The organism is Kocuria varians, assembly GCF_006539885.1.
In the GTDB taxonomy this organism is placed as follows: Bacteria; Actinomycetota; Actinomycetes; order Actinomycetales; family Micrococcaceae; genus Kocuria; species Kocuria varians.
Genome location: NZ_BJNW01000006.1, coordinates 136,753 through 142,944, shown reverse-complemented (window position 1 = coordinate 142,944; position 6,192 = coordinate 136,753). Strand labels below are relative to the sequence as shown.

At 69.7% G+C, this 6,192-nt stretch carries 6 protein-coding genes; 2 read left to right on the top strand and 4 right to left on the bottom strand.

Translation table 11 applies throughout. The features are described from left to right. The first annotated feature begins 139 nt into the window (after window positions 1–139). Window positions 140–757 carry a hypothetical protein gene (locus KVA01_RS04920; protein WP_068471139.1) on the top strand — a complete coding sequence of 206 codons (618 nt, stop codon included), beginning with the start codon at window positions 140–142 and terminating at the stop codon, window positions 755–757. A gap of 5 nt (window positions 758–762) precedes the next feature. Beyond that, complete coding sequence (locus KVA01_RS04915; protein WP_068471136.1) at window positions 763–1,791, top strand: inorganic phosphate transporter; 1,029 nt, start codon at window positions 763–765, stop codon at window positions 1,789–1,791. 84 nt (window positions 1,792–1,875) lie between these two features. Here KVA01_RS04915 and pstB read toward each other — a convergent pair whose 3' ends face one another. From pstB to pstS, 4 genes are all read right to left on the bottom strand, one after another. Beyond that, entirely contained in the window at window positions 1,876–2,655 is a 780-nt protein-coding gene (gene pstB, locus KVA01_RS04910; RefSeq protein ID WP_068471134.1) for a phosphate ABC transporter ATP-binding protein PstB, read from the bottom strand. Window positions 2,656–2,706: 51 nt separating this feature from the next. Continuing rightward, window positions 2,707–3,837, bottom strand: coding sequence for a phosphate ABC transporter permease PstA (gene pstA, locus KVA01_RS04905; RefSeq protein ID WP_174805703.1), 1,131 nt, complete (start codon window positions 3,835–3,837; stop codon window positions 2,707–2,709). Further along, window positions 3,837–4,784 (bottom strand): phosphate ABC transporter permease subunit PstC, encoded by a 948-nt coding sequence (gene pstC / locus KVA01_RS04900; protein ID WP_068471132.1) that lies wholly within the window; start codon window positions 4,782–4,784, stop codon window positions 3,837–3,839. Before pstC ends, pstA begins: the two co-directional genes overlap by 1 nt. A 149-nt stretch (window positions 4,785–4,933) precedes the next feature. After that, window positions 4,934–6,040: a phosphate ABC transporter substrate-binding protein PstS gene (pstS, locus tag KVA01_RS04895; RefSeq protein WP_141269144.1), complete on the bottom strand. Its 1,107-nt coding sequence runs from the start codon at window positions 6,038–6,040 to the stop codon at window positions 4,934–4,936. Between the last annotated feature and the right edge of the window lie 152 nt (window positions 6,041–6,192).

Genomic DNA, 6,192 nt, shown 5'->3' with positions numbered 1-6,192 from the left:
CCCCCCCCCCCCCCCCCCCCCCCGCCGGTCCACGGCACTCGGTACGGTTGCCGTGGCGCGCGCCCCGCAGGTCTTCTTCGTTCGGTACAGTATCGCCGGACACGGAACTGACGGCGTCGAGGACTCGGGAGACGGACGGATGGCCTTTCGGATCTTCCCTGCGGACGAGCGCGTGACGGACCTGCTGGTCCAGATGTCCCAGTGCGCCCTCACCGCCGTGGAGCAGCTCGCAGAGCACCTCGGGCAGATCGACAAGGTGTGGGAGCTTCCCCTCACGGACCTCCTGGACACCGAGGACCGCTGCACCAACCTCTACTTCTCGCTCATGACCACCACGCGCTCCTCCTACGTGGTGCCCGTCCCCCGTGAGGACGTCTACGTCCTGGGGCAATGGCTGCTGCGGGCCGTGCAGTGCCTCGTGGCGTGCGCGGAGTTCCACCGGCAGTACAAGCTGGAGCGTCCCGGCGCCCAGGCGACCGAGCAGCTGGCCGTTATCCAGCACATGGCGCAGCTCACGCTGAAGGCCATGGGCCGCCTCGCGAGCCTCGAGGAGCTCGACGACTACTGGTTCGAGATGATCCGCCTCACCCGCCAGGCGGAGCGCACCCAGCGCAACTACCGCGCGAACCTGCTGGACGAGTTCAAGGCCGGGCAGGCCATCCGCCGCATGGACACCGCGCAGCAGCTCTTCGACGCCGCCCAGGCGCTCGGCCAGGTGGCCGCCGAGGTGGGCCGGATCCTCGTCGCGGAGTCCTGAGCGCCATGGTCGAGGTGCTCGCCGTCCTGGGGATCGTCCTCACCCTGGTCTTCACGGTGGTCAACGGCTTCCACGACGCCTCCAACGCCGTGGCCCTTCCCGTCCGCTTCAACGCGCTCACCCCGCGGGTGGCCCTGTGGATGGGGGCGGTCTTCAACCTCATGGGCGCGCTGCTGGTGGGGCTCGTGCTGGACCGGATGATCACGTTCGAGATCCCCGTGCCGCTCGACGCCGTGGGGGTCGTGGCGCTGCTGTGCTCCCTGGTCACGGCGATCGGCTGGGACCTGGCCACGTGGTGGTGGCGCATGCCGTCCTCATCCACCGCGGCGCTGGGCGGGGCCCTCGTGGGTGCGCTGCTCGGAGCGCGGGCCGTGGGGCTGCACGCAGGGCCGCTCGCCGTGGGCCCGTACCTCTCGTGGCAGGTGCTGGCCCCCATGGTCGTCGCGCCCGTGGTGGCCTTCGGCGTCGCGTTCCTGCTCGTGGTGCCACTCGTGCACCTGGTGCAGCACGAGACACCGGGGCGCGTGAACTTCCGCTCGGGGGTGGTGCAGGCCACGGGTGCCGCCGCGATCCACTTCGGCCACGGCATCCAGCACACACGCCGCACCCTGTGGATCCTGATGCTGCTGATGCTCGTGCTCGGCGCGGGCTTCTCCCGGGGCGCCATCCCGGTGTGGCTCACGCTGCTCGTGGGGCTGTGCCTCGCGTTCGGCACGCTGCTGGGCGGGTGGCGGATCGCCTACACGCTGTCCTCGCGCGTGGTCACGCTGGACCCCCTGCGCGGCGCGATCGCGCAGACCGTCTCCGGCGCGCTGCTGTTCGTGGGGGGCTTCCTCTCCCCCATCCCGCTGTCCACGTCCCAGACGAGCACCGCCGCCGTCCTGGGCGCCGGTTCCGCGCAGCGCTTCCGCACCGTCTACCACCGCACGGTGGTGCGGCTGCTGACCGTCTGGGTGGTCACCGCGCCGCTGTGCGGCCTGGTCTCCGCGATGCTTTTCCTCGCACTCTCGCCGCTCGTCCCCGGCACCTCGTGAGGCGCCGCTCGACACCCGGGTGACGACGACGCCGCGCGGCGGCCACGCGGCGTCGTCGTCGCGTTGTCGTGGCGTCTCCGGAGATCAGCCGAAGCGGCCCGAGACGTAGTCCTCCGTCTCCTGCTTCTGCGGGGTGTTGAAGATCTCCGAGGTGGGCGCGTACTCGATCAGCCGCCCGGGCTTGCCGGTGCCCTCGATGTTGAAGAACGCTGTCTTGTCCGAGACACGGGAGGCCTGCTGCATGTTGTGGGTCACAATCACCACGGTGTAGTCGGACTTGATGTCGTTGATGAGGTCCTCGATGGCCAGTGTGGAGATCGGGTCCAGCGCGGAGCACGGCTCGTCCATGAGGATCACATCCGGCTTCACGGCGATCGCGCGCGCGATGCACAGCCGCTGCTGCTGGCCGCCGGAGAGGCCGGAGCCGGGCTTGCCCAGGCGGTCCTTGACCTCGTTCCAGAGGTTGGCGCCGCGCAGGGAGCTCTCCACGAGCTCGTCCGCCTCCGCGCTGGAGATCCGCTTGTTGTTCAGCTTCACGCCCGCCAGCACGTTGTCCCGGATGGACATGGTGGGGAACGGGTTGGGGCGCTGGAAGACCATGCCCACCATGGAGCGCACGGTCACCGGGTCCACGCCCTTGCCGTAGAGGTCGTCCCCGTCCAGCAGCACCTTGCCCTGCGCGTACGCACCCGGGATCACCTCGTGCATGCGGTTGAGGGTGCGCAGGAACGTGGACTTGCCGCAGCCGGACGGGCCGATGAACGCGGTCACGGAGCGCGGCTCGATGTTCATGCTGACGTCCTGCACGGCCAGAAAGTCGCCGTAGTAGACGTTGAGGTGTTCGACGTCGATGCGTTTCGACATGGTGTCTGTCCTTCGGTCAGGTGGATCGGTCGGTGCGCGGCGCCGCGGCGCTCAGCGACCGGCGGTCTTGGGGGCGAACGCCCGGGCGATCAGGCGCGCGACGAGGTTGAGCAGCATCACGATCAGGATCAGGATCAGCGCGGCGGCCCACGCGCGCTGCAGGGACGGATCGGGGTTCGTGGGCGAGGTCGGGTTCATGATCTGGTAGTAGATGAACGTGGGCAGCGTGGTCATCCAGCCGGAGAACGAGTTCCAGTTGATGGCCGTGGCGAACCCGGCGGTGACGAGCAGCGGGGCGGTCTCGCCGATCACACGGGCGATCGCGAGCGTCACGCCGGAGGCGATGCCCGAGATCGCGGTGGGGATGACCACCTTGAGGATGGTCCGCCACTTGCGCACGCCCAGCGCGTAGGAGGCCTCGCGCAGCTCGTTGGGCACGATCCGCAGCATCTCCTCGGTGTTCTTGACCACCGTGGGGATCATCAGCACGGTCAGGGCCACCGCGGCCACGAAGCCGGTGCGCGTGGAGGGCCCGAAGACCATCCCGAACAGGGCGGCGGCGAAGAGGCCGGCCACGATGGAGGGGATGCCGGTCATGACGTCCACGAAGAACGTGATGGCCTTGCCGAGCCACCCGCCGCTCGCGTATTCCACGAGGTAGACGGCGGTCAGCAGGCCGATCGGCACGGACATCAGCGTGGCCCAGAACGTGATGGACACCGTGCCCACGATCGCGTGGTAGGCCCCGCCCACCACGTGCCCGGAGCCGTCCGCCGTGTTGTCCTGCAGGCCGGTGACCCCGTTCATGGAGGTCAGCAGCATATTGGAGGTCAGCCCCGGGACACCGTTGACGAGCACCGTCCAGATCACGGAGACCAGCGGGACCACCGCGAGCACGAACGCGGCGTAGACCAGGAAGGTCATCAGCGAGTCGGTGCCGGCGCGCCGACCCTCGACGGCACCCACCGCCAGGGGCCCCACGACCAGGAAGATCACCGCGGCGAACAGGGCCCACAGGGCGATCCCGAAGCCCACGAGGGCCGCGAGCGCCGCACCGGCCACGACGGCGACCACGCCCACCACGGGCACGAGCCACCGGGGCCGCTGGCCGCGGGTGAGCTTGGAGCGGCGCACCGGGGAGACCCCGGGACCGCGCTGGGAGGTCTGCATGGAGGTGGACATCAGTTGGCCCCCGAGAATTCCTTGTAGCGGGCGATGATGGCGCGGGCGATCATGTTGACCACCAGGGTGATGAGGAAGAGCACGAGGCCGGCGGCAATCAGCTCGGAGAGCCGCAGCCCGTAGGCCTCCGGGAAGTTCAGGGCGATCTCCGCGGCGATGGTCTGGTTGCCGGAGCGGATCAGGGAACCGATCATCGGGCCGGAGGAGAGGACGAGGGCCACGGCCATGGTCTCCCCCAGGGCCCGGCCGAGCGCCAGCATGATCGAGGAGATGATGCCCGGGCGCGCGAACGGCAGCACGGACATCCGGATCATCTCCCAGCGGGTGGCGCCCAGGGCCAGTGCGGCCTCCTCGTGCAGCTTGGGCGTCTGGGTGAAGATCTCGCGGGACATCGAGGTGATGATCGGCAGGATCATGATGGCGAGCACGATGCCCGCGGTGAGCATGGTCTTGCCCGTCTGGGACGCGGGCCCCGCGAAGAACGGGATGAACCCCGCGTGGTCGCTGAGCCACGTGTACAGCGGCACGAGGGCCGGTGCCAGCACCGTGGCGCCCCACGCGCCGTAGATCACGGAGGGGATCGCGGCGAGCAGGTCGATCACGTACCCGACCGGCTTGGAGATCTTCGCCGGGGCGTAGTGGGAGACGTAGAGCGCCACCAGGATGCCCACGGGCGTGGCGATCAGCAGGGCGATCACCGAGGCGATCAGGGTGCCCACGACGAGCGGGCCGATGTAGCTGAGGAAGCCCTTGCCGCCGGTGACCTCCGCCGCCGGGGCGGCGAAGGTGGGCAGCGCCTGCAGCAGCAAGAAGAGGGCCACCGCCGCCAGGACGGCGAAGATCAGGATGCCGGCCCCGAGGCTGAGCGCTGAGAAGACGGCGTCACCGGCACGCCCGCCCGCGGACGACGCGGTCCCGGGTCTGCGTGCACTGAGCGTGGTGGACATGTACAGTCCCTTCGATCAAGGTGTGGTGCGTGCTGGGCGAAGGCCGCGGACCAGCCTAGGGGATCGCGCGGCGTCGGCCGCTCTGCGCGGCAGCGGCGTCGGCGCGCTCCTCGGGCGCCGACGCCGCTGCCGCGCGTTCGCGGGCCGTGTCAGCCCTTCGCGGTGATGGACTCCACGGCGGCCTTGGCCTGGTCCCGCAGGGACTGGGACAGGGGCGCGGAACCGGCGGAGTCCGCGGCGGCCTTCTGGCCCTCCTCGGAGACCACGTAGCTCTCGAAGGCCCTGACCAGGTCCGCGGTCTCCTTGGACGCGTACTGCGAGCACACCACGTGGTAGGAGATCAGCACGAGCGGGTAGGCCCCGGCCTCCGTGGTGGCACGGTCGATGTCGATCGCCATGTCGTGCTTGCCGCGACCCTCGACCTGCTGAGAGGCCTCCACGGCCTTGGCGGCGGCGTCCGCGGAGTGCGTGACGTACTTCTCGCCCACCTTGATCGCGGCGGTGCCCAGGTCACCCACGGCAGAGGAGTCGGCGTAGGTCACGGCACCCACGGTGCTCTTCGTCGTGGAGACCACCCCGGAGGTGCCCTTGTTGTTCTCCGCCGCGTACTTGGCGGGCCACGCCTGCGCGGGCTTGTCGGTCCAGACCTTGGGGGCCGCCTTCGCCAGGTAGTCGGTGAAGTTCTCGGTGGTGCCGGAGTCGTCGCTGCGGTGCACCACGGTCACGGCGGTGTCCGGCAGGTCCGCGTCCGGGTTCTGCTTCTTGATCTCGTCCGCGTTCCACTTCTTGATCTCGCCGGTGAAGATCTTGGCGATCGTGGGGGCGTCCAGGTTCAGGGACTTCACGCCCGGAAGGTTGAACGCCACGGAGATGGGAGAGACGTACACGGGCAGGTCCATGGCCCCGCCGTCCCCGCACTGCTTCTTGGCCTGCGAGGCCTCGTCGTCCGTGAGGTAGGCGTCCGAGCCCGCGAAGTTCGCACCGCCGGCCAGGAACGCCTTGCGCCCGGCGCCGGAGCCGTCCGGGGAGTACTGCACGGTGGCCCCGTTGTTGGCCGACTGGAAACCGCTCTGCCAGGCGGTCATGGCCGCCTGCTGGGACGAGGCGCCGATGCCCGTCAGCGTGCCCTTGGCCTCGCTGCTCTCCCCCGCACCGCCCCCGGCGTTGCCTGTGGGGTTGTCCGAACCGCACGCCGTGAGGGCGAGGGCACCAATGGCGAGGACCGCGGCCGAGCGGCCGACATGCGAAAGCTTCACAGAATTTCCTTCCAAAGCGTGTACCGGTGGAACGGGTGAGAGGCGGCCGACGGGACGTCGGCCTGCACCACCGCAGCGCTCACAGTGCGCCCACGGCTCACCGTAGGCATCCGACGTTGCCAGCGTCGGCCACGAAGGTGAACGGGCGGTGA

Excerpts from the sequence above, each read along its gene's own strand:
- KVA01_RS04920 (WP_068471139.1), top strand. The coding sequence starts at position 140 with ATGGCCTTTCGGATCTTCCCTGCGGACGAGCGCGTGACGGACCTGCTG.
- pstB (WP_068471134.1), bottom strand. The coding sequence starts at position 2,655 with ATGTCGAAACGCATCGACGTCGAACACCTCAACGTCTACTACGGCGAC.
- pstA (WP_174805703.1), bottom strand. The coding sequence starts at position 3,837 with ATGTCCACCTCCATGCAGACCTCCCAGCGCGGTCCCGGGGTCTCCCCG.
- KVA01_RS04915 (WP_068471136.1), top strand. The coding sequence starts at position 763 with ATGGTCGAGGTGCTCGCCGTCCTGGGGATCGTCCTCACCCTGGTCTTC.
- pstC (WP_068471132.1), bottom strand. The coding sequence starts at position 4,784 with ATGTCCACCACGCTCAGTGCACGCAGACCCGGGACCGCGTCGTCCGCG.